Raw genomic sequence first — 19,916 nt, 5'->3', positions numbered from 1 at the left:
AAACCCCTCCCACAAAATTTAGTCATTTTCTATTTATTATATCATGCAACATTTGTAAAAATCAGCACCGCTCCTGATAGAATCAAAAGAACTATCACAATCTTTTTTACTACGAGCTCATTTATCTTACCGGCGCTGTACATTCCAAGGCCAAGGCCAATCAGCATAAATGGTGAGAGTAGCAAAGCTTTCTTTAACATATCTATAGTCAGGATTCCGTAAAAGAGATACAGTCCAAGCCTAAATGTGTTTTCAATAATAAATACTGTGCAAATATTTGCTTTAAAAGATCTTGTATCCTCTGTTGTTCGCCCAATATATGCACCAAGAAGTGCCCCAACTCCATAAAGTCCGCACAAAAAGCCTGACAAAATACCGATAATTATCAGCAGAACTTTTGAGTTCTTAGATTTCTTTTTGGCTAATTCTCTGATCAGCATCTCAATGCCAACGATAATAACCAATATTCCGAATATTATTTTTATTATAGTCACATCTGTGTTTTTTAATAAAAAAGCCCCGACAGTACTGCCAATAATTACCATGACCACCAAAGGCACTACTACCTTTAGATCAATTGATTTTCGTTCCTTCCAGCTAATGATCAGATTGGTCGGTAAGCCAAGTATCAGCTCTACCGGTGATATCTCTATATTTGCAACGCCAAAGCTCAATATTGAAGTAAAAACCAGCGTGTTTGCAAAGCCACACAGTCCCTTTACATAAAATGCTGCCAATGAAGCAAGTATCCAAAAAAACATTAATCTCTTCCATCCTCTATTCCGAATTACTCTATTATACGCAAAAAGAACACTCCATGCTATTCTGAATAACAAAATGGTCCATCAACCCCGTCCCTGGGTATCATTCTGAATTTATACTTTTTTTATAATCCTTGTGCAAACTCAGTCGTATCATTAAATAGTGTAAAAAAATTCAGAATATGGGAGAGAATTATGAAAAGAATAGCTACATTACTTTTATCAACAGCAATTGCCATTTCAGCATTGGCAGGATGTGGAAATGCCACTACAGAAACTACCGGCAAAACCTCACAGTATGAGCAGCTCATCACCTCTCTCCATGCAGGACAGTCATATGCATATGCTCCTGTCTGCGAAGGAGAGGATGCTCTCTTGGTAACAAGTTATATTTTTGATGACACTATGGGACATTTGGCAACCTATGAAGCCACCATTTACATAGAAAAAAATGGTTCTATCGAGAAGGTCACTTCTGTCCAAAGCGGCGGGACAGCATATCCGATTGCTGTAACCGATGACAACAGCCTAATAATATCTATGCGTAACTCTATAGCTAAAGGATATGTAAGTAAAGATACGGGCAAGTTCGTTATTACAGAAGAATCAAATATTGATTATCTAGCTGCTGAAGATGGTGTTTACCATAACTACAAAGACGGCGCCGTAGATATCTCAGCAGACCCTTCATTGTATGATGAACTTAGCGAAAAATATTCAAACTCAGAGGTACTTAATTTCACAAAAGCAGGCCTTTCATCTGATGGTTATCCACAGCTTTCAGGAGCTGTATACGCAGCATACAAAGGAGATGACCTTTACAACATCTCGAGCTACTATGTTTTTGACAGCGAAACTTCCGGTTCTACCCAGACAACAGATGGCTTATCAGGGATTCCTTTCACCTATGAAATTGATGGCGAGAACATTACCTTCCATTTCGCTTCAGCAGATGATAATACACAAGCCAGGTTCAGCTGGGATAGCGGCGCTTTTCCTACTTTAGAATTTGCAGGCAGCAATGAAACCATCTCTTTTTCATGCATCGGAAATGCAAAAGCTGACACCTTTGATGCCGTTAAGTATTATGACAATGACAGCAACCTTTATATGATAGTAAAAAAGTTTGATGAAACAACACTTACCGGCGATCTGTACCGCGAAGAAAAGATCAAAACAGAATACGTTGATAACGCAGAAGAAAACAGCTATATCTTCTCTGAAAACGGGACTCAGTTCTCAGTTGTTTCTTTTGAGGAAGTAAATAAAGAACTTGAATATGGAACAGATGAAGAATTCAAAAAAGATGTTATAGGCTCCAGCAGATTCGACCGTTTCCTCGTAAAATGCAGTGATGATGACGCTTATTATGCACTTGAAAAAGAGGACTATGAGCCGGTATATCATGTTGTTTACATGCTGAATGAGGGGAATGTAAGAAAACTGATCGAAGAAAATGTTTCTTTTAAGATCAAAGAAAACTGTGAAATCTATCTTCAAAAATTTGTTGATGATGGTGAGTTTGCAAATCTCGAGGAAGAATACATTGTTGGAAGAGAGTTTAAGGGAGACAATTACCCCGGTTGGTCAGCAGATGCTAAAGAGTATTATATGACCAGTGACATGCTTGTCGCATTAGGCGTTATTGACGGTGAACTTTACAATTTTAATCAGATTTATGTTCCTTAAAAAAATTTTTAATTTCAAATCAATATTCCCTCAAAGTGGTCGATCTCATGCTGGATTATCTGGGCAGTAAAATCCTTGTACTTCCCGTGCTGTGGCTTGAAATCCTGGTCAAGGTAATCCACCTCGATCTCTTTATACCTGGTGCAGGGCCTTACTCCTTCAAGGGAAAGGCAGCTCTCTTCTGTCTGATATTCTCCGGTTTTCTTAGTAATAACAGGGTTAACCATCGCAAAATGAAAAGGTCCCATGGCAACTACGATTATTCTTTTCTTCACACCAATCATGTTGGCTGCCATGCCAACGCAACGCTCCTGGTTGGCTCTCAGTGTATCAAGAAGATCGACAATAACCTGCTTGTCAGCCTCTGTTGCCGGCTCTGACTTTTGTCGCAAAAACATTGGATCTCTCACTATCTTTTTTACCATTACTCACTATCCTCACTTAAATCAAAAGAGTCAACTATCTTCTCATAGGCCAGTCTCGGATCATTATCCTCATCTGTCAATCTACTGGTACTTATCTTCCTTTATCATCCTTATAGCTTACTGTTTCTGCGAGATTTTTTCTTTCTCAACTCGTCATACTGTCCTATCATGTGTTCTTTCATTACATGATTATAAGCAAGCCTCTTCCCAATCAGCCTCTTTAAATCCAGCAAGCACTCTCTTATCTGTGACCAGCAATGGTCTTTTTACAAGCATCCCATCTGATGCCAGCAGATCAAGCATCTCGTCATCACTCATATTAGGAAGCTTTTTTGACAGTTCCATTTCTCTATACAGCTGTCCGCTGGTGTTAAAAAACTTTTTCAAAGGAAGTCCACTTTTAGCATTGAGTTTCTTTATCGTATCACGGTCAGGATGTTGCCCCTTTATATCAAGGCTCTCGTATTTAATGCTATTGTCATCAAGCCATTTCAGCGCCTTCTTGCAAGTAGTGCATTTAGAATAACAATAAACTTTTACCATGATTTATGCCTCCTATCTTATATTTGCAAAACTAAGTTTCTGTGACGCCTGTCTATTATTGCCACTTCTTCCAAACATCCGGCTGGTAGCCAAGAGTTGCCTGCTTGCCGTTTCTGACCACAGGTGTCTTGATGATCTGCTGATTTTCCAGAAGCTTGTCGAACTTGTCCTCATCAGCAATATACTGGATCAGAGCTACAGTGTCTTTATCCTTGGCTTCAGTATTGACCATCTCCATGACACTTCCAACAGCGCTGACAACAGAGTTCAGCTCACCCTTGCTCATTTCTTTTTCCTTCAGGTCTATGAACTGAAACTTTATATTGCGCTCTTTGAAGAAGCGTTCCGCTTTCTTTGTATCATTGCACTTTTTGGTGCCCCAGATCTGTATATTCATCTCTTTTTGTAACTCCTTGTGTTAAAGCATCTGAAAACTTTTTATAACCGATTATCCCCAAATTATTCTATCTACCATTCGGGTATCAGATCAAGCCTGTCTTTCTGCCTCTATCGCACTATTCACATATATAGGCAGTTCTTTTGACCTTAGATATTCTGCCTATATCACATATATCTCAAATAAGGCAGTTCTTTTGGCCTTAGATATTCTGCCTATATCACATATACCTCAAATAAGGCAGTTCTTTTGGCCTTAAATATCCTGCCTATATCACATATATCTCAAAAGAGGCAGAATTTCAATTCAAATTTCAACTGCCTATATCAATAGCACTCAAAATATAGGCAGAAATCATCCCGAATAATCAACTGCCCACATCTACATTACTCGTGATATAGGCAGAACTACGACCGCAATTTGAACTGCCACTATTTGAAACATACTGGATAGTGGCAGTTTTACACCAGCTATCTCTTTAAATTAGTACTTTTTTATCCTCATAAAATAATGATCCTCGTCTTCACCTGCTCTGTATGCCCCATTATTCAGCATTACCTTTTGAGATGCGATGTTGTCTTTATTGACGCGAAGGTAAATCTCATCCTCGGGGATAATCTTATTGGCCTCGGAAAGAGTAAGCTTTAAGCCGGCTGTACCATACCCTTTTCCTCTTTCATCCCTCTTGATGCTGTAACCAATATGTCCCGCGCCGTTCCTAAGAGTATCTGTAAGATGATGTCTGATACGAAACTCTCCAACCAGCTTTCCTTCGTTCCATAAGTAGTAATAAGTTTCAGGTACAAACCAGTCTGGCATATTTACAGGATGCTCATAAGATATGAGAGTCGGAAGTACATTTGCTATATATTCATCATATGAAACGCCGTGATATGGATTAGTTAACCCGTTCTCATCGGTAGGTAGCTCCGTTGTGTATTCCCATTGTGATCTGGCATCGTCAGTGTTAATTCTTCGAAGTTCCATTACTGCTCCTCACTTTCCCGGATATCTGCTTATCTTGAATTATTGCAGTTTCTTAACCATATGAATATCATCTGCATAAGTACCGTCCTGGTACTTGTTTGCCTTCGGTATCCTTCCGCACTCCTTAAAGCCAAGGCTCTCATAGAGGTGATATGCCCTGTCATTACCACCAACTACCGTAAGTTCTGCCTGCTCATATCCCAGCTCTTTTATTGTAAAAAGAAGCTGCTCCAGCATGAGACGTCCCAGCCCAAATCCAGTGTACTTCTGATAAAGAGCAATTCCGATATCTACACGATGCTTGGCCCTGCGTCTGCTTCCTATAGGCTGAAATGAACAGTTGCCCGCATATTCTCCATCAACAAAAGCAAGTATCAGCATGGAATCCTCAGATGAATTCTTGGCATTGATAAACTCTACCTCAGACTCAGCCGTGTACTTTACTTCATCAGGGTCGCAGAGAAGAAACCTTGTTTCTCCGCAAACAGTTTTCAGATAATCAACCAAAAGCTGCGCCTCCTCCGGCTTAGCGCTTCGAAGCAATATTTTCTTTTCCCCGAGCATATACTCTTTTTCTTCAAAAACCATTTTCCACCTCTTCTTTCTATATGTGCCTCTGCTAAAAAATGCCCCATCAAACGACTTGTCTGATGAGGCTCACATATCATAATTACAATACAGCTATGCTCTATTGTAACTATTCCTCATCATGCATATCAAAAACAGATCCCTGATTGTATTTCACGGATTCGTTATTGACCATATTAGAATTGACGAGGATACTCTTAATCATAGCTGCTCTCTTTCTGAAAATTATTAGTTGTTAGTATAATTATCTGACAACTTGCTGTCAATATGTTTTTTCATTTCAATTGACCATTAATAATGAACCCTAACAACCTTTGCCCCAAATGGGAAAAGAGCTACTCTCGCAATCTTAAAGAATTGCTTACCAAAAGGAATTCCAATAATGGTGACACATAAAATACATCCAATAATTGCATTTGCAATTGCAAGTTCAATTCCGGAGAGGCAGATCCAAAGAATATTAAGAAGCAGAGATACCGCTCCGCCTTCATCCACAACCTCTTTTCCGAAAGGATTCAGTGATATTGAGGACAGCTTAAAGCACTGAAGTCCCACAGGAATCCCAACAACTGTGCAACACCAGAGCAGCCCTACAAACCACCATCCCAGGGCACTAAGAAGCCCTCCGCATAATATCCAGATAACATTTCCTATAAACCTCATAATCCCTCCTTTAAACACCCCTTTTTAACCATTATATGAAATTTCAGTAGTAATTGCTCTATTTTTCTTTACTCGTCTTCTTCCCATCCTTTACATACATCGCACCAGCCCTCGGCTCCGGTAACAGCTTCAAGTTCTGAAGGTGTCACTTTGACAGAAGTGAACTCATTACCTCCTGCAGGGTGGACATATTCAAATCTCTTCATGGATACATCAAGCCAGATAGGGATGTTATTAGCCACAGCAAAAGGACAGACTCCGCCTGGCTGGAATCCCGTGATACTCTCTACCTGATCCCTGGGAATCATGTGTGGCTTAGTGTGAAATAGCGATTTGAACTTAGAACTGTTAACCTTACCATCGCCTGCCATTACCACAATTACAGGCTTTTCATCTACTACAAAAGACAATGTCTTTGCAATCTCCGGTTCGGTACAGCCTATCTGCTGTGCAGCATGTTCAACTGTATCAATCGTTTCTGTATGTTCTGTAAGCCTGTCACCAAGGTTATTGGATATAAGAAACTCTTTTACCTTTTCATTGACCATTTTTGCCCTCCACGGAAACAATCATTTTTTGTTACCATTATAGGCACAATAGCGCTTATTCTGCGTATGTATTTTCCTATAGCCGGTGATAGTCTGGGGTTATATCAGAATTAATTCCAAGGTCAGCAAAAGAAAAAAGCCAGAAGATGAGCTGCCCTCATATTTTATAGCTATTAACCGATTATTACAAAACATTAAAATCAGACAGATATTTTACAATGGCATCTGCTATTTCGTTTATATCGTCATCCACCCAGCGTTGCCTTGAGCTATCAACTCTTTTCAGATATTGCTTATCTCTAAATGTATTTGACACTCGAGTAATAATTTCTCCCATCGTGTTTTCTCTCATTCCAGGGTCAGAAAGAATATAGTGGTCAATCAAGTTTAAAAGCTTATCTCTTTTAGCAACTGTCTTTTGATAATACATGTCATAAATATCCTTGTATCTTCGGCTATTACTGCCAAATATCAGAAGAGAACGCAATTTCTCTGTAAAAGACTGTTCAACTGTGTTTTTCAACAGGCTCGCCCCGTTTTCATCCATACAAACATCAAAGCAGTACTCTTCCTGTTCAACGTCCAGATCCTTATGTACCCCAATGTCGATTTTGCTACTGATGCTGCTTCCGGATTCATCAGTGATCAATACTTCTATACTTTTTCCATGATAATCCTGATGCTTTAGTTCTTTGATATCGCTGGTGATTGCAATATTGAGCCCATCTATGCAGTTTAATTTCTCTACAAACAGTCTTATGGATTCATCAGAAATAGAATAATGGATAAAGTCCAGATCTATGTCACGTGTTGCTCGCCTGTTATTGTTCGTAATACTACGCATGACAACACCACCTTTTATTGTAACATTCCTGTTTAGCGGTCCAATCGATATAGCCTTCAAAACAACATCCTGACAGACTCTTGCTGCGGCAAGCTCTCTTGTCAAACCATCTTCCATGTATATATCTATCATTTCATTTATATTCAATTTACATTACCTCCTCATCCAGGGCTTTGGAAATCATTTTGCTTTTTGGGAATATTTCGGCATACTCCTGGATCCGCCATATTTCAAGGTCACCTATTATTCCCCTATAATTTAACAGAATCTCTTTATAGATGTCATAAGGCATAGAATTCTTATTCCGAAGAAGTTCGATGAGCATGCGTTCTTTATCATATATCCTTACAACAACTCCATTCTTTTCTATTTCCTGTACTCCAAGTGGTAAAAGATCCTGACGCACATATAGCTGCTCCACTCTCTTATCTGTAATCCGAGCAGCTTTGGAAGATGTCGCGAGAAAATATTTCTCTGGTATAACATCTGTAAGACCATGAATATAGAAAGCATATTCTCCTGCAAGTATGGCTTTTGGATATTTTTTCAATATAACTTCCAGCTCATTATTGTACTTTCGACTTGAATATATCCCATTTTCAATTTTAAAAACATTGCCTGAATCTATGGCCTTCTTGAGTTTATAATCTGAGCCGTATTCTTTTATTGCTTCTTCATATGACATAATCATTTTAAGTAATCCTCGGTAAAAAATGTTTTTATTCCTACTTTTACTTAAATATACTCTGTACATAGAATGAATTCAAGTAAATATCGGTAATATTATATTTTTTGCCGATATTTACTCTTTTATTTTGTCGAACCTCACTCCTAAAGCAGCTCCTATAAGAAATTATTTATTCGTCTCCTCTGTAACAACCTCTCCGGTTCAGCCGATGATTCCGCCAAACTCATCCTGACGCCTGACATCCACAATCACATGGCCATCATCAGCTTTGCTGTTTCCTTTTCCTCTCAGCCACGCATCAATAGTTATCGTTCCAGTAATCTTCTGCTGCATCATAAGCTTCGTCTTCATCTTCATAGTCATCTTCGTAATCATAAAACTCTTCGTACTTATCATCAGCGAAGTCCTGGGCTGATTTGTAACTGTGCACATCGTAAGAATCATAGGATTTCTTTGATGACTTTGAACTTCTCTTCTTGGACGCGCTCTTGCTGCTTGTTGTTTTCTTCTTAGAACTCTTCTTACTTGATGAATAACTGGTTGTTGTCTTCTTACCTGCTGCCTCTACTGATATAGATGACATTCCCACTGCCGTTACCATCATCATTACTGCTACTAAAACACTTAATATTATTCTTTTCATAATTCACAATCTCCATTCCTTTTTTGATAATCCTATTCTGCCATAACAGGTGTCCAAAAAAGGCCTCTTCATCCGCGAACTAGTGTTCAATCTTTTGGGGATTGCGGATTACGGATAAGATTGGCTTTTATGAACCGATTTATCCGTACTTTTTCTAGGTTTTTGCTATTTATACTGTACAAAAGAGATTTTAACTCCTGGTACAGTAATTATTTATTCCCACTACTGCACCAACGCAAAAAATATTATTGATACAGTATTATTTTTCTTTTATTGATTAGTCCTGCCAGATTTACTACTGCAGGAATAAGATAATTTAGAGATCTACAGTAAATATTTTTTACATTTACTGTAGGATTTTGAAAACCAAGATAATTACAGTAATCACGTTACTGTATGAATACAGTTCTTTTAAATGATACAGTATTCAAAAGAAAGCACTACTGCACATTCTAGGATTTCATTTAATATGCAGTAATGCTCCTTGTTCTCTTTAGGTTTTTGGTGATTTTGATTCTTGGTTTACGGATAAGATTGTCCTAAATGGACCAACTTATCCGTACTCATCATACAAAAGAGATCCTGGCACCTTTAGCATTCTCTTAATCAGTCCAAATCCTCCACATCAATTAGCTTAATCGATGTTTCACTAACCATCTGAGCAAACACTCCCATGCCTGGGATCTTCTTTCCGGTAAAAGAGCCATCGTAAACCTCTTTTACTCCGCAGCTTGGGCTTCTTGACTGAAGAATACAAACTTCAGCACCGGCATCCATTATCTTCTTAAAGGCTGCCTCTGCTCCGGATCTGAACTCTTTATCAACAATCTTGCCTTCTTTATTGGTAACAACTCCGTTCACTATCTCAGCCGGAATCCTTGGTGTAGGAAGACCTCCCATTACCTCCGGACATACAGGAATCACCTCGTGCCCTTCACAGAAAGCCTTGACCTTCTCGCTGTAGTTATTCCCACCGTTGTATTTGCAGTTTTCCCCTAAAAGGCATGCGCTAACAGCTATGACCATTACAGTTTTCCATCCTTCATTTGCTATTAACCCCCTTACGCTCCTTAGCTTTTTCAATGAGCTCAGATGCCTCATTGAAAGCCCCTTCAAGGTAATCTGCTTCCCACTCTCTGCCTTTCTTCTCTTCCTTCTTTATCGCAGCCCAGGCTTCGTGAAGTTCTTCTTCTGAAGCATATTTCACGCCCTCAAAAACATGCGGATGTCTCCTGACCATCTTATCTGAAATGGTCTTTGCAACATCTTCAAAAGTAAATAGCCCCTCTTCCTCTGCGATTACAGAGTGAAACATTACCTGCAACAGCAGATCCCCAAGCTCTTCCCTTAGGTTTGCCGCATCCCCAGTCTTTTCGAGAATGTTGATTCCTCCAACAACTTCCGCTGCTTCCTCTATGCACGCAGCTTTCAAGCTGGAATGTGTCTGCACCTTATCCCAGGAACAGCCGTTTTCACTTCGAAGCGTCTCTACTATACTTTTCAGCCTGCTTATCTCTGTCATTCTATCAAAACCTCGTTCCACATTTCGGGCAAAAATCAAAATCCTCAGTTGTCTCGTATCCGCACTGCCTGCATCTCTTATAGCCAGTAGTAAATCCTCTTCCACTGCTTACCTGAGTCAGATGGCTTGGCAGTATCTCTATCTCCTCACCCCTGGCAATCATCTTACCAATCTCCGGATCAAGCTCATAAACAGTTCCGCAGCAGCTAGTCTGCACATAGTAATGTCTGTTCCACTTGAAAGTCGGTATAAAGAAAAGAGACAGCACTGTATATGTCATAAACACGTTGAAACGTCCATATTTCCCGCAGATGGAACAGGTGATCAGCTGATTAAAGTTAAAGTCTTTCCTGCCATCTGTGATTCCCATAATAAAAAACATTTATCTCTTCACCCCTGTTTTATATATTTTGCAAGCTCAGAGTTTTGCTGTAAAAAGAACTGATCTCTGACTACCTGCTTTATCATGCCTTAAGTCTCATAATCCAGACAACTTCTGATCTTGGTATAAGGTCTTACCTTGGAATCAGCCACTGCTACATGCTCAGGATGTACAGAATATCCCTTAAGTGCCTCTACACTCTCAAAAGTTGAATCAAGCATCAGGTCTGCGTTAGAGGACTCAAGGCCATTTATATTAACCTTGATATCAACGATCCCGGGGACCTTGCCCTTTAACCCCTCAAGCCCTTCTTTGATTCCCTGCTTGATAGCTGCCTTCTCCTCTGCAGAAAGCTCGTCTTTTAGTGTCCATAAAATCACATGCTTAACCATTCTCGTTCCCTTTATCCTTTCCATTAATTCATTATTCCGCTCAAGCGCATCATAGATTCCATCTTCAGAAAGAACTCCACGCTTCAGTTCTTTTGGTAAACGCCCATCTTCATCCAAGGCAAGATCATCTTTCCAATCCTGGCTGGAGTAATACTCATCGTCAATTATCTTGAAATATATTCCAATTGAACTTTCTAGTAGCTTTTGTTCTGCTACCATTTATATTCTTGTAATATAGGCAGTGTGTTTAAGAGGCATATCTCTGCCTATATCGCATTTTTCTTAAATAGAGGCAGTGCTTTTTAGACGTCCGGTTCTGCCTCTATTATACTTTTTATAAATATAGGCAGAGAATTTTAGCCCTATTTTTCTGCCTCTCTAGCGCTTTTTACAATATAGGCAGAACAATTACTGCAAAATCAACTGCCTCTATTCCCTATCCCTTTAATATAGGCAGAGCACCAACCCAAAAATCAACTGCTCCATTCACAAATTCCTTGATATAGGCAGATTTGCCGTATTTTTGCACCGAACAAGGTATGGCTACAGTGATAACGATGTTGCCTTCCAATGTAAGTCTCTTCTGCGCTTCCATAAATTCATTCTTAAAACGTGTGCTACCACACAAAGTTATTACTGGATATTTACCAACCATAGCCTTTTCCTCACTTATCTACCATTATATAAAATCCCACTTGTATTTGCTTTATTTTTCTTTCATAACATTTTTAATTTCAATTAAAGTTCAAATCGTAATATAAAGACATCAAGAAGAACACAACTTCTTGACCCCCACAAAATAATGCTTTTTCATAACACAAACCCCTTCGGAGAATATCCGAAGGTTCCTCCCTAAAACAACGCCGCTACATTTCCTAATTCAGGAAATATAGCGGCTTAATATATTCTCATTAATCCCTTAGCGCTATAATTGACATATGAAAATACTACTAGTGATCGATATTCAAGTTAATATTGTATTGTTCTGTATGGTATATTCAGCCATTTAGCTGCCAAAATAAAAGGATGCCCTGACTGCAGTTTTAGCTACAATCAGATACATCCTTACTTTTTTCGGTATTATGGTATTATAGGAACTCAATCGCCTAAATACTACTGCTTATGGATGGCAGTGTCCGCAAGAAGAATATCCCTGGGCAATGATATCATCGCGGCTTAATGAAGATGTCGCATAGTTTTCAGGTTTGATTTTCTTAACGTCATTACAAGAGGGGTAATGAAACTTCTTGGTGTTGGTATTCAGAACGTAAGATGCCTCAGTCTGCTGTTGTGACGGGATGTTATAAGTATCGAAACCATTTCCGCCATTACTTTTTGTTCCCTTAGAAGCTGTTCCTGCTGTCGATGTAGTTGTAGCAGAAGCTGTAGTTGTGGCTGCTATAGCAACCCTGCCTTCAGCTTTTCCATGTTCATTATAGTGCTTTAAAAGAGCATCTCCATCAGCGCCTATGGCTGTCTGAAGATCCACGTTATTTATATAGTAGTCATAGGCATTAAAGGTTGTGGTGTTTCCCTTGTAGGTCTTTAAGGCCTGTACTTCTTTTGATTCCGTTGCTGTTGCTGAAGCTGCTGTTCCTGCTGCTAAAGCCACTTTTGCAGGAGCAAAAGCTCCAAATACCATTGTCGCAGCTAATACCACTGTTAATAACTGTTTCTTGATAAGATACTTCATTTCTTGTCCCTCCTGGTGTTCTTATGGGTTACATCTCTTACATGGAACGTATCCCTGATTTATAAGGTCATCCCTTGAACCTTCATAATAAAGCTTATTCTTTTCCTTCATGTCACTTACACTGCTGCATGACGGATAATGAAACTTCTTGGTATTTTTATTGGCAATATAGCTTGCACTCTGGGGAGGTTGGTCGGCTTGCTCAGTCTGTGCTTCAACTGCTGTTTCAGTTTGATCTGGCGAGCTTTTTGTGAGCCCCTGCTCTGTCTCATTTGAAGTTATGACAAAGCCTTCATCAAGCTGGTTACTGCCATCTGCATAATTGATCAGGACTCCAGGCTGTACATTGTAGCAGAATACATTAAAACTTACTCCACTTCCGCCATCTTCTACAGAGTAAGCTTCCATCTTCACACCATCGCAAAGGAGATTATTACCTGAGAAGATTGGCGTAACCCTGTACATCACATGATTTCCAGTTGATTCTACGTATCCGGCAACCCTGTTTTCATAGGGAAGCATTCCCTCGATATTAAAATATCTTGTCCCAGTTATAAGATTCTTTTCGTTAGCGTTTTCGCCAGTCAGCTGATATCCGATGAGATGACATCTATTGTAAAGATATGGTGGTTCAGAATTTACAATTCCCGGGTATTTGTTTTGGTTCCAGCCCGTGGGCTTAACAGAACCGATAGAACCACGCTCTTCAGTTGGCATTATGTCCTTGCCAACACAGGCCATTGCTGCTGTGCATCGTCCAAGCGAATCAAAATTTCCATAGCTTTCATAAGAATCTGTGGTGATTTCATCCGCCGAAAACTCTGGAACATTATTATTTAGAGTTACAGATGTGCTTCCAGAAAACGACGCCGCTGATTCCGCTGCCTCTACCTGAATCGCTGACAAATTGAAGGAGAAAACTGTACATATCAGCAATTCGAAAGCAATTATCAGCGCATATGTACTTGTAACAGCTCTCCTTTCCCTCATCAGTTCTTCCTCTTATAAAACAAAAACACCGCAAAGCTGCGGTGTGTAGTTGCAGCTGGCTGACTCATTAAGTCCCTGTAGCTTTGTGTCGCCGGATCACTCCGGTTTTACCTAAGTATTTCACTACAAACATTGTAGTGCCCATGTTATATTCAATCAATCAAATTTCTATTAACAAAACATTAAAAATATGTCTTTTCCCACCGTAATAGTGGTAATTCATTCCCACGGTCTTTCAGGATTGCCTTCTTTGGAAGGATCCTTATATTCATACCTCTGTGGATCTTTTCCAATATTTCTGAAATATTCCTTTATATCTTTTTCATGACCGATATCATTCGGCTCATAAAATATCATATCCTTTATCGCGTCTGGGAGATACTGCTGCTCTACCCAGTGATTGGGATAATTGTGAGCATACTTATATCCAACACCTCTTCCAAGCTTTGCAGCTCCTTTATATGAGGAATCCTGCAGATAAGGAGGGATTGGAAGGTTTCCGGTTTCTCTTACTGTCTGCAATACCTTCTCTATCCCGAGATAAGCTGCATTGGACTTAGGCGCAGAGGCTATATAGGTTGCTGCCTGGGCAAGAATGATCCTTCCTTCAGGCATTCCGACACGCTCAACTGCAATTGCAGCTGAAGCCGCAACACATATTGCCATGGGATCCGCGTTTCCAACCTCCTCAGATGCTGCAACCAGCATTCTCCTGGCTATATACTTCACATCTTCACCTGCAGCAAGCATACGACCAAGATAGTAAAGTGCTGCATCAGGATCCGACCCACACATGGATTCTATGAATGCTGCTATTGTGTCATAGTGGTTATCACCAGTCTTATCATAGCGAATCGCTTTCTTCTGGATACACTCCTCAGCTACTGTAAGGTCTACATGGATTTTTGCATCTGCGGAAGGTTTTGTGGTAAGCACTGCCAACTCTATTGCATTAAGCGCCGCTCTGGCATCGCCATCTGCTATGTCTGCAAGGAAATCTGCCGCTTCATCCGTTATCTCTGCGTTATACTGCTTTACACCCCTGTCTGACTCAAAAGCTCTTTTTATGAGAGTCAGAATGTTTTCTTTAGAGAGAGGCTTTAGTTCAAATATCCTTGACCTTGATATAAGCGCTCCATTCACTTCAAAGTAAGGATTCTCAGTAGTAGCACCTATCAGTATCAGTGTGCCGTCTTCGACGTATGGAAGCAGGTAATCCTGCTGTGCCTTATTAAATCTGTGTATCTCGTCGATGAAAAGAATTGTCTTTCTTCCATATCCGCCAAGGTTGTTCTTGGCAGTCTCAACTACGGATTCCATATCTTTTTTACCGGCTATTGTAGCGTTGACCTGATGGAAATCTGCCGAGGTAGTGTTGGCGATCACTTTCGCAAGTGTTGTCTTTCCTACCCCGGGAGGTCCATAAAGGATTATTGAGCTTAATCTGTCTGCCTTTATAGCACGATATAGCAGCTTGTCTTCGCCGATTATATCTTCCTGCCCCACAACTTCGTCAAGTGTCTGTGGGCGCATTCTTGCAGCTAAAGGCGCTTCTTTTTCTTTTCTATTGCCTGCCATATATTCAAAGAGATCCATATCAGCATATGCTCCTTTGTTCAATTTCACTCTTTAAATTATATCATCATCAGGCAAAAAATGAGCTCCGGGACAGTGAAAGCCCCGGAGCCCCTATATCAACATCCTTAATGGCGGATGTGTATCTTATCTGTTATCATACCTGCTAGTATAATCAGGATGGTTTTCCATAAGGAGTGCTGCAATTAAGTATATTACTGCTCCAGAACCTCCTGAAATCGTAAGAACTGCCCATAGAATCCTTATCACGGTCGGATCCCATCCAAAATACTCAGCAATACCGCCGCACACACCAAATATCTTTCTGTCATTACTTCTGTATAATTTCTTTTCCATCACACATGCCCCCTTAAAGCTTCCTTCCATCTGCATCAATTACTTCAATACGCTCATCATCACTTTTTTCAACCAGATTTTTTCTCCTGCTGGCTACGTATGAAAGAAATACCAGCACAATATCATCTACTGGTCCGGGAATGAGATCTACCGGTGAAATCACATATACTATGAGCATCGCAACAATGAACCCTTTCCAAAATCCGTTCATGGGTATCCTCCTTTCGCAACCGCCGTATTTTTGATTTCTTTATAGACACATTGTATCCCACAAGGTTGTGTGAATATATCACATTTTTAGCGTATTTGAAGTTCCTATTCTTCGATTTTAGGAAGATATCAGATGAACAATCTTCCAAAAAGATAAGGTACCGTCACTGCGGCAGGCTCCCGGTGGCGGTACTCTTTTTCGCTAAAAAAGGAGAATAAAGTCCGTTATCCTTCTCAATAAGTGATGTTACTATCTGCCCTGTTGCTTTAAGATATCATTAACACTTAATACTATTGTCAAAAATTTGGAGGCAAAGCCATGTATGATATAAGAACAAGAGAAATACAGGAAGCTATAGAAGCAGCTGATGTTGCACTTGACCACCTTGAAAGAGCCAAAAGGTGCCTTTCCAGCGCAAGCGGATGGGGATTATTTGACACCCTTGGTGGCGGATTTATCAGCGGTCTTATAAAACACAGTAAAATGAGTGATGCTGAGAATGAAATAGATAAGGCCAAAAGAGCCCTCGAAAAATTCTCAAAAGAACTAAGAGACGTAGATGGATACTCATCTGTGCATATTAACGGCTTCCTTACATTTGGAGATCTCTTCTGCGACGGATTTTTAATGGATGTCATCGTCCAGTCACAGATTGGAAAAGCAAAACATGAATGTGAAAATGCTATAAATCAGGTTACAAGCATACGAAATGACCTAAAGAGAATGTTGTAAAAGTGATTTTATAGATACTTTATATTTCAGAAACATTTCAAACACACAAAGCCGATAAGATGTTTATATCGACTAGAGTAATATCTGCCGATAATGAAAGCACACAAAGGGGATTACAATAATGGGAATACTTGAAACAAAAATAGCAGAATACGTCGGAAATCACTCAAGAAGATGGGGCTATTCTCCAACTGTTGAGGAACTTGTAAGTACATTTGGATTTATAAACATCATGAAATCGATGTTTTATGTTTTTAACCTCTTCAGGATAGGTATGATACGAAATTCACTGTTCTTTGGGACCAGTGATCTAAGACTTATTTCTGTAAAAACAAAATGATGTCTCATTCAGTAAACGCTTCCCATGGATACTTGCAGGACGGATTCCAGATGATCCAAGAGTCAATACCATTATCATTAACAGCTTTTATCTGCTCCCTTACTTCTTCTGTCTCATACTGGCGGTACTTTTTCAGATAAGATGCGGTAAAGCCCTGAAGCCATGGCCTGACTGATGCCTGCACTCTCTTTCCGTTCGGATTAACGGTTTTTAGTGCTGTCTCTGAGTACTTCATGGCTGCATCTATCGTCTCATATGGGTAAAGATCAGGATAATCATTGCCCATTGTTCCTTCATAATAGTGCGATGGATATATCATCGGAGATAAATACTCACATCCCATTGAAAGCCAGGAATACTCCTGCCCAACGATATTTCTGTCTACTTTTGAGTTTATGACAGTTCCAAATACATCCAGTGACAGAGGCATGCCCGATGACTTAAGTTTAGCGTGAGCAGTCCTTACAAAGTCGTTAATGGCCTTTCTCCTACCATATCCGTTCATGCCAAGGTCTTCTTCGGTTATTCCGGTGGGGAATCTTACATAGTCAAACTGAACTTCATCAAACCCAGCGTCTTTGCAAGAAAGAGCAACCTCGATAAGGTAGTCGCAGACGTCGTCATTTCTTGGATCCATCCAATTAAAGCCTTTATTATCTTCATATATTTCGCCATCTGCAGTTCTTAACATCCACTCAGGTTCTACATCTTTTATATACGGATCCCTGAAGGCAACACATCTGGCAATAGTATAAACTCCGTGCTCATGAAGAGTATCAATGAGCCCTGGCATGTCTTTCACAAGTATATTTTTGGCTCCAAGCTTATCGATAAGATCTGATTTCATGTCAAAGACAATGTTTCCCTCATCATTTTTGACATCGATCACAACGGCATTGATATTACTGCCATCTATATGAGTGATCATCTCTTCCATCATGTTTTTTGTACCGGCAACATAAGCACTTACATATATTCCATGTATTTGGTCTGTCGATGGAAGGCTTGTCTCATCACCTTCAGCATATACGTTTTTAGACTGTCCCAAAGCCATTGTCAGCACCAGGAATAACAATATTATTTTTTTACTCAGTATTTTAAAACATTTCTTTTTCATAGCTACCTTGACCAATTAATGTGACTCTTAATATCATACACCAAAACCCACATTTATTCTCTAACCATAAAAAAGCCGGTCATACGGACCGGTAGCTTTTGGGAGGATGAGCTGCCAGTTATCTGACAGCTCGTTATGAAAAAGAAGTTTTACTATTATTAATTCTACAAACGCTTAGCACTATAATTATCATATGAAAATACTACTAGTGATCGATGTTCAAGAAAAATATCTAAACTACTACGACGCTGACCTGCTGCCAAGGATCAACGCTAGGATTGCTGCGGCTAAATCAACTGGAGCCCAAGTTTTCTACGTCCGCAACATAGGTATTAATGGAGATGATGATAGTTATGCACTTGCGAAAGATCTGCTCATAGTCTCAGATCACATCTATGAAAAGAAATTTCCAAGCGCCTTTACAAATGATTCTTTTGTAAAAGAGCTAAAGATTCAGAACGTTACTGAACTTGAGATAATAGGTGTAGATGGCAACAGCTGCATAAAGAAAACATGCCTGGATGCTGTCAATGCAGGCTATAAAGTAACTCTTAACCTGCAATGCACAGCCGCCAGGAATGAAAAGATATTTGAAAAGACGCTTAAAGAATTGAGAAATGCTGGTGTAATAATCACCGTTTAATATGGCTACTCGTTATTCCACTCTTCATTCCAAGTAAAGATGCAGAATAATAGGCGTCTAAAACCTTTTATTCAATGGCACACCTACCGTATTATCATCAGGTCATTCCTGCCTTATGTTCCTTTATGCGATTGTTACTTAGTAGAATCTGCGATATTCTCAGTACTGTTAATCAACTTATCAAAGTCACTTTCATATGTCTTGTCCTGTATAAGTCTATATTTTTCAAACTCGCTCTCTGCAAATTCTTTTGCTATAGCCGCAGTTACTTTCCCTTTATTTTGCAGAACTTCAGCATCGTTAAAAACAAGAAATGCATCTAATTTCGATTTCCAATCTGCCATTGTCATCGGAACATGCCTCTTAGCCTGCCTCGTCGCATAATCGAGATACATTGTTACTATCTCATTTAGTTCTTGTATTTCATCTTTTAACAAATAGTTTTTTGCTATTGAAACATCCGTCTTTATGATTTTCCCATCCGGTGCGTTTTTCCATGAAGTTAATCCCATGTGTTCCTTTGTGTGATCAGCTCTGGATACGATAAGTTCTGCAGCTGTGTTTCCATGAACAGCATAATGCATTTTATTCTGCACCGTTGCATAGAATTCTCTTGTCACAGGAGCATCTTTATCATAATCTGCAGCAGTTGCATATATATCTGTTATTTTCTGGTAGAATCTTCTTTCACTGGCTCGTATTTCCTGAATTTCAGCTACTAACTGATCAAAATAATCTTCATCAAATATTTTTCCATTCACTAGTCTGCTTTTATCAAGAACATAACCCTGTTTAGTAAATGCATCTAATACCTTCGTTGCCCATTGTCTAAATTGTGTTGCCTTATCAGAATTTGTCCTATATCCTACAGCAATAATCGCTGCCAAAGAATAAAACTTATAATTGTAGTTTTTTCCATCATCAGCAGTTTGTGCATATTTTGCACAAACTGAATTTTCATCCAATTCCCCCGAAGAAAAAATTTTTTTGAGATGCTTCGAGACAACTGACCTATCAATATCAAAAAGCTGTGCTATCGCATTTTGAGTTAACCAGACATCTCCATCTTGCACTCTAACTTCTATTCCATCACTTTTAGAATCTTTGGTAAAAATCAAAAAATCAACAGTACTATTTCTTATCTGAACATTCTTTTTCATACGAAAACCCTCTTTCCCTAACCGTG

28 protein-coding genes, 1 pseudogene and 1 riboswitch are annotated in these 19,916 nt (G+C 39.5%); of the genes and pseudogenes, 4 read left to right on the top strand and 25 right to left on the bottom strand.

The features are described from left to right. Window positions 1–41 precede the first annotated feature (41 nt). Entirely contained in the window at window positions 42–761 is a 720-nt protein-coding gene (locus C4S54_RS03475; protein ID WP_103868285.1) for a sulfite exporter TauE/SafE family protein, read from the bottom strand. A 195-nt stretch (window positions 762–956) separates the two neighbouring features. Between C4S54_RS03475 and C4S54_RS03470 the strand changes: the two genes are divergently transcribed. Then, window positions 957–2,450, top strand: coding sequence for a hypothetical protein (locus tag C4S54_RS03470; RefSeq protein ID WP_103868284.1), 1,494 nt, complete (start codon window positions 957–959; stop codon window positions 2,448–2,450). 14 nt (window positions 2,451–2,464) lie between these two features. Here the strand turns inward: C4S54_RS03470 and C4S54_RS03465 are convergent, their stop codons facing one another. The 22 genes and pseudogenes from C4S54_RS03465 to C4S54_RS03370 form a co-directional block, all read right to left on the bottom strand. Then, window positions 2,465–2,875, bottom strand: coding sequence for a peptide deformylase (locus C4S54_RS03465; RefSeq protein ID WP_103868283.1), 411 nt, complete (start codon window positions 2,873–2,875; stop codon window positions 2,465–2,467). A 189-nt stretch (window positions 2,876–3,064) separates the two neighbouring features. Then, complete coding sequence (locus C4S54_RS03460; RefSeq protein ID WP_022775193.1) at window positions 3,065–3,418, bottom strand: arsenate reductase family protein; 354 nt, start codon at window positions 3,416–3,418, stop codon at window positions 3,065–3,067. Between the two features lie 55 nt (window positions 3,419–3,473). Further along, complete coding sequence (locus C4S54_RS03455) at window positions 3,474–3,815, bottom strand: arsenate reductase family protein (protein WP_103868282.1); 342 nt, start codon at window positions 3,813–3,815, stop codon at window positions 3,474–3,476. Window positions 3,816–4,298: 483 nt separating this feature from the next. Beyond that, window positions 4,299–4,802 carry a GNAT family N-acetyltransferase gene (locus tag C4S54_RS03450; protein WP_103868281.1) on the bottom strand — a complete coding sequence of 168 codons (504 nt, stop codon included), beginning with the start codon at window positions 4,800–4,802 and terminating at the stop codon, window positions 4,299–4,301. A 39-nt stretch (window positions 4,803–4,841) separates the two neighbouring features. Beyond that, complete coding sequence (locus tag C4S54_RS03445; RefSeq protein ID WP_103868280.1) at window positions 4,842–5,390, bottom strand: GNAT family N-acetyltransferase; 549 nt, start codon at window positions 5,388–5,390, stop codon at window positions 4,842–4,844. Between the two features lie 291 nt (window positions 5,391–5,681). Beyond that, entirely contained in the window at window positions 5,682–6,053 is a 372-nt protein-coding gene (locus C4S54_RS03440) for a YccF domain-containing protein (protein ID WP_103868279.1), read from the bottom strand. Window positions 6,054–6,121: 68 nt separating this feature from the next. Beyond that, entirely contained in the window at window positions 6,122–6,601 is a 480-nt protein-coding gene (locus C4S54_RS03435) for a YbaK/EbsC family protein (protein ID WP_103868278.1), read from the bottom strand. Between the two features lie 184 nt (window positions 6,602–6,785). Then, window positions 6,786–7,592 (bottom strand): nucleotidyl transferase AbiEii/AbiGii toxin family protein, encoded by an 807-nt coding sequence (locus C4S54_RS03430; RefSeq protein WP_242973731.1) that lies wholly within the window; start codon window positions 7,590–7,592, stop codon window positions 6,786–6,788. Window position 7,593: 1 nt separating this feature from the next. After that, entirely contained in the window at window positions 7,594–8,199 is a 606-nt protein-coding gene (locus C4S54_RS03425) for a type IV toxin-antitoxin system AbiEi family antitoxin domain-containing protein (RefSeq protein ID WP_242973730.1), read from the bottom strand. 135 nt (window positions 8,200–8,334) lie between these two features. Further along, window positions 8,335–8,469 carry a hypothetical protein gene (locus C4S54_RS16295; RefSeq protein ID WP_278308898.1) on the bottom strand — a complete coding sequence of 45 codons (135 nt, stop codon included), beginning with the start codon at window positions 8,467–8,469 and terminating at the stop codon, window positions 8,335–8,337. After that, window positions 8,432–8,776, bottom strand: coding sequence for a hypothetical protein (locus C4S54_RS03420; protein ID WP_103868276.1), 345 nt, complete (start codon window positions 8,774–8,776; stop codon window positions 8,432–8,434). Before C4S54_RS03420 ends, C4S54_RS16295 begins: the two co-directional genes overlap by 38 nt. A 606-nt stretch (window positions 8,777–9,382) precedes the next feature. Beyond that, window positions 9,383–9,802 carry a DUF523 domain-containing protein gene (locus C4S54_RS03415; protein ID WP_103868275.1) on the bottom strand — a complete coding sequence of 140 codons (420 nt, stop codon included), beginning with the start codon at window positions 9,800–9,802 and terminating at the stop codon, window positions 9,383–9,385. A 16-nt stretch (window positions 9,803–9,818) separates the two neighbouring features. After that, complete coding sequence (locus C4S54_RS03410; RefSeq protein ID WP_103868274.1) at window positions 9,819–10,298, bottom strand: MazG nucleotide pyrophosphohydrolase domain-containing protein; 480 nt, start codon at window positions 10,296–10,298, stop codon at window positions 9,819–9,821. Between the two features lie 4 nt (window positions 10,299–10,302). Then, on the bottom strand, window positions 10,303–10,680 hold the full coding sequence (locus C4S54_RS03405) for a zinc ribbon domain-containing protein (RefSeq protein ID WP_103868273.1): 378 nt from the start codon (window positions 10,678–10,680) through the stop codon (window positions 10,303–10,305). Window positions 10,681–10,769: 89 nt separating this feature from the next. After that, on the bottom strand, window positions 10,770–11,072 hold the full coding sequence (locus C4S54_RS16425) for a Dabb family protein (RefSeq protein ID WP_200821040.1): 303 nt from the start codon (window positions 11,070–11,072) through the stop codon (window positions 10,770–10,772). 27 nt (window positions 11,073–11,099) lie between these two features. Then, window positions 11,100–11,291 (bottom strand): annotated as a pseudogene (locus tag C4S54_RS16420) (DUF4298 domain-containing protein); the annotation flags it as partial. A 217-nt stretch (window positions 11,292–11,508) separates the two neighbouring features. Continuing rightward, window positions 11,509–11,727, bottom strand: coding sequence for a hypothetical protein (locus C4S54_RS03395; RefSeq protein WP_103868271.1), 219 nt, complete (start codon window positions 11,725–11,727; stop codon window positions 11,509–11,511). Between the two features lie 465 nt (window positions 11,728–12,192). Next, on the bottom strand, window positions 12,193–12,765 hold the full coding sequence (locus C4S54_RS16080; protein ID WP_200821036.1) for a hypothetical protein: 573 nt from the start codon (window positions 12,763–12,765) through the stop codon (window positions 12,193–12,195). Window positions 12,766–12,786: 21 nt separating this feature from the next. Next, entirely contained in the window at window positions 12,787–13,755 is a 969-nt protein-coding gene (locus tag C4S54_RS03385) for a DNA/RNA non-specific endonuclease (protein ID WP_103868270.1), read from the bottom strand. A gap of 47 nt (window positions 13,756–13,802) precedes the next feature. Next, window positions 13,803–13,877: riboswitch (cyclic di-GMP riboswitch) on the bottom strand. Window positions 13,878–13,974: 97 nt separating this feature from the next. After that, window positions 13,975–15,351 (bottom strand): replication-associated recombination protein A, encoded by a 1,377-nt coding sequence (locus C4S54_RS03380; protein ID WP_103868418.1) that lies wholly within the window; start codon window positions 15,349–15,351, stop codon window positions 13,975–13,977. 126 nt (window positions 15,352–15,477) lie between these two features. After that, a complete protein-coding gene (locus C4S54_RS03375) occupies window positions 15,478–15,687 on the bottom strand; it encodes a PspC domain-containing protein (RefSeq protein ID WP_103868269.1) in 210 nt (69 codons plus the stop codon). Between the two features lie 13 nt (window positions 15,688–15,700). Then, on the bottom strand, window positions 15,701–15,898 hold the full coding sequence (locus C4S54_RS03370; protein ID WP_103868268.1) for a hypothetical protein: 198 nt from the start codon (window positions 15,896–15,898) through the stop codon (window positions 15,701–15,703). Window positions 15,899–16,216: 318 nt separating this feature from the next. Between C4S54_RS03370 and C4S54_RS03365 the strand changes: the two genes are divergently transcribed. Together C4S54_RS03365 and C4S54_RS03360 are read left to right on the top strand one after the other, a co-directional pair. Continuing rightward, on the top strand, window positions 16,217–16,630 hold the full coding sequence (locus C4S54_RS03365; protein ID WP_103868267.1) for a hypothetical protein: 414 nt from the start codon (window positions 16,217–16,219) through the stop codon (window positions 16,628–16,630). Between the two features lie 121 nt (window positions 16,631–16,751). After that, a complete protein-coding gene (locus C4S54_RS03360; protein ID WP_103868266.1) occupies window positions 16,752–16,970 on the top strand; it encodes a hypothetical protein in 219 nt (72 codons plus the stop codon). A 4-nt stretch (window positions 16,971–16,974) separates the two neighbouring features. On the opposite strand, the gene C4S54_RS03355 is transcribed toward C4S54_RS03360, so the two are convergent. Then, entirely contained in the window at window positions 16,975–18,087 is a 1,113-nt protein-coding gene (locus tag C4S54_RS03355; RefSeq protein ID WP_146059960.1) for a putative glycoside hydrolase, read from the bottom strand. 193 nt (window positions 18,088–18,280) lie between these two features. Here C4S54_RS03355 and C4S54_RS03350 point away from each other — a divergent pair, with 193 nt between their 5' ends. Continuing rightward, window positions 18,281–18,730, top strand: a complete 450-nt coding sequence (locus tag C4S54_RS03350; protein ID WP_103868264.1) for a cysteine hydrolase family protein — start codon at window positions 18,281–18,283, stop codon at window positions 18,728–18,730. 134 nt (window positions 18,731–18,864) lie between these two features. Here the strand turns inward: C4S54_RS03350 and C4S54_RS03345 are convergent, their stop codons facing one another. Then, a complete protein-coding gene (locus C4S54_RS03345; protein WP_026659688.1) occupies window positions 18,865–19,890 on the bottom strand; it encodes a virulence RhuM family protein in 1,026 nt (341 codons plus the stop codon). Window positions 19,891–19,916 lie beyond the last annotated feature (26 nt).

The organism is Butyrivibrio sp. Su6 (assembly GCF_900108105.1).
Classification (GTDB): Bacteria; Bacillota; Clostridia; order Lachnospirales; family Lachnospiraceae; genus Butyrivibrio.
This window is presented reverse-complemented; position numbering and strand designations above follow the sequence as displayed.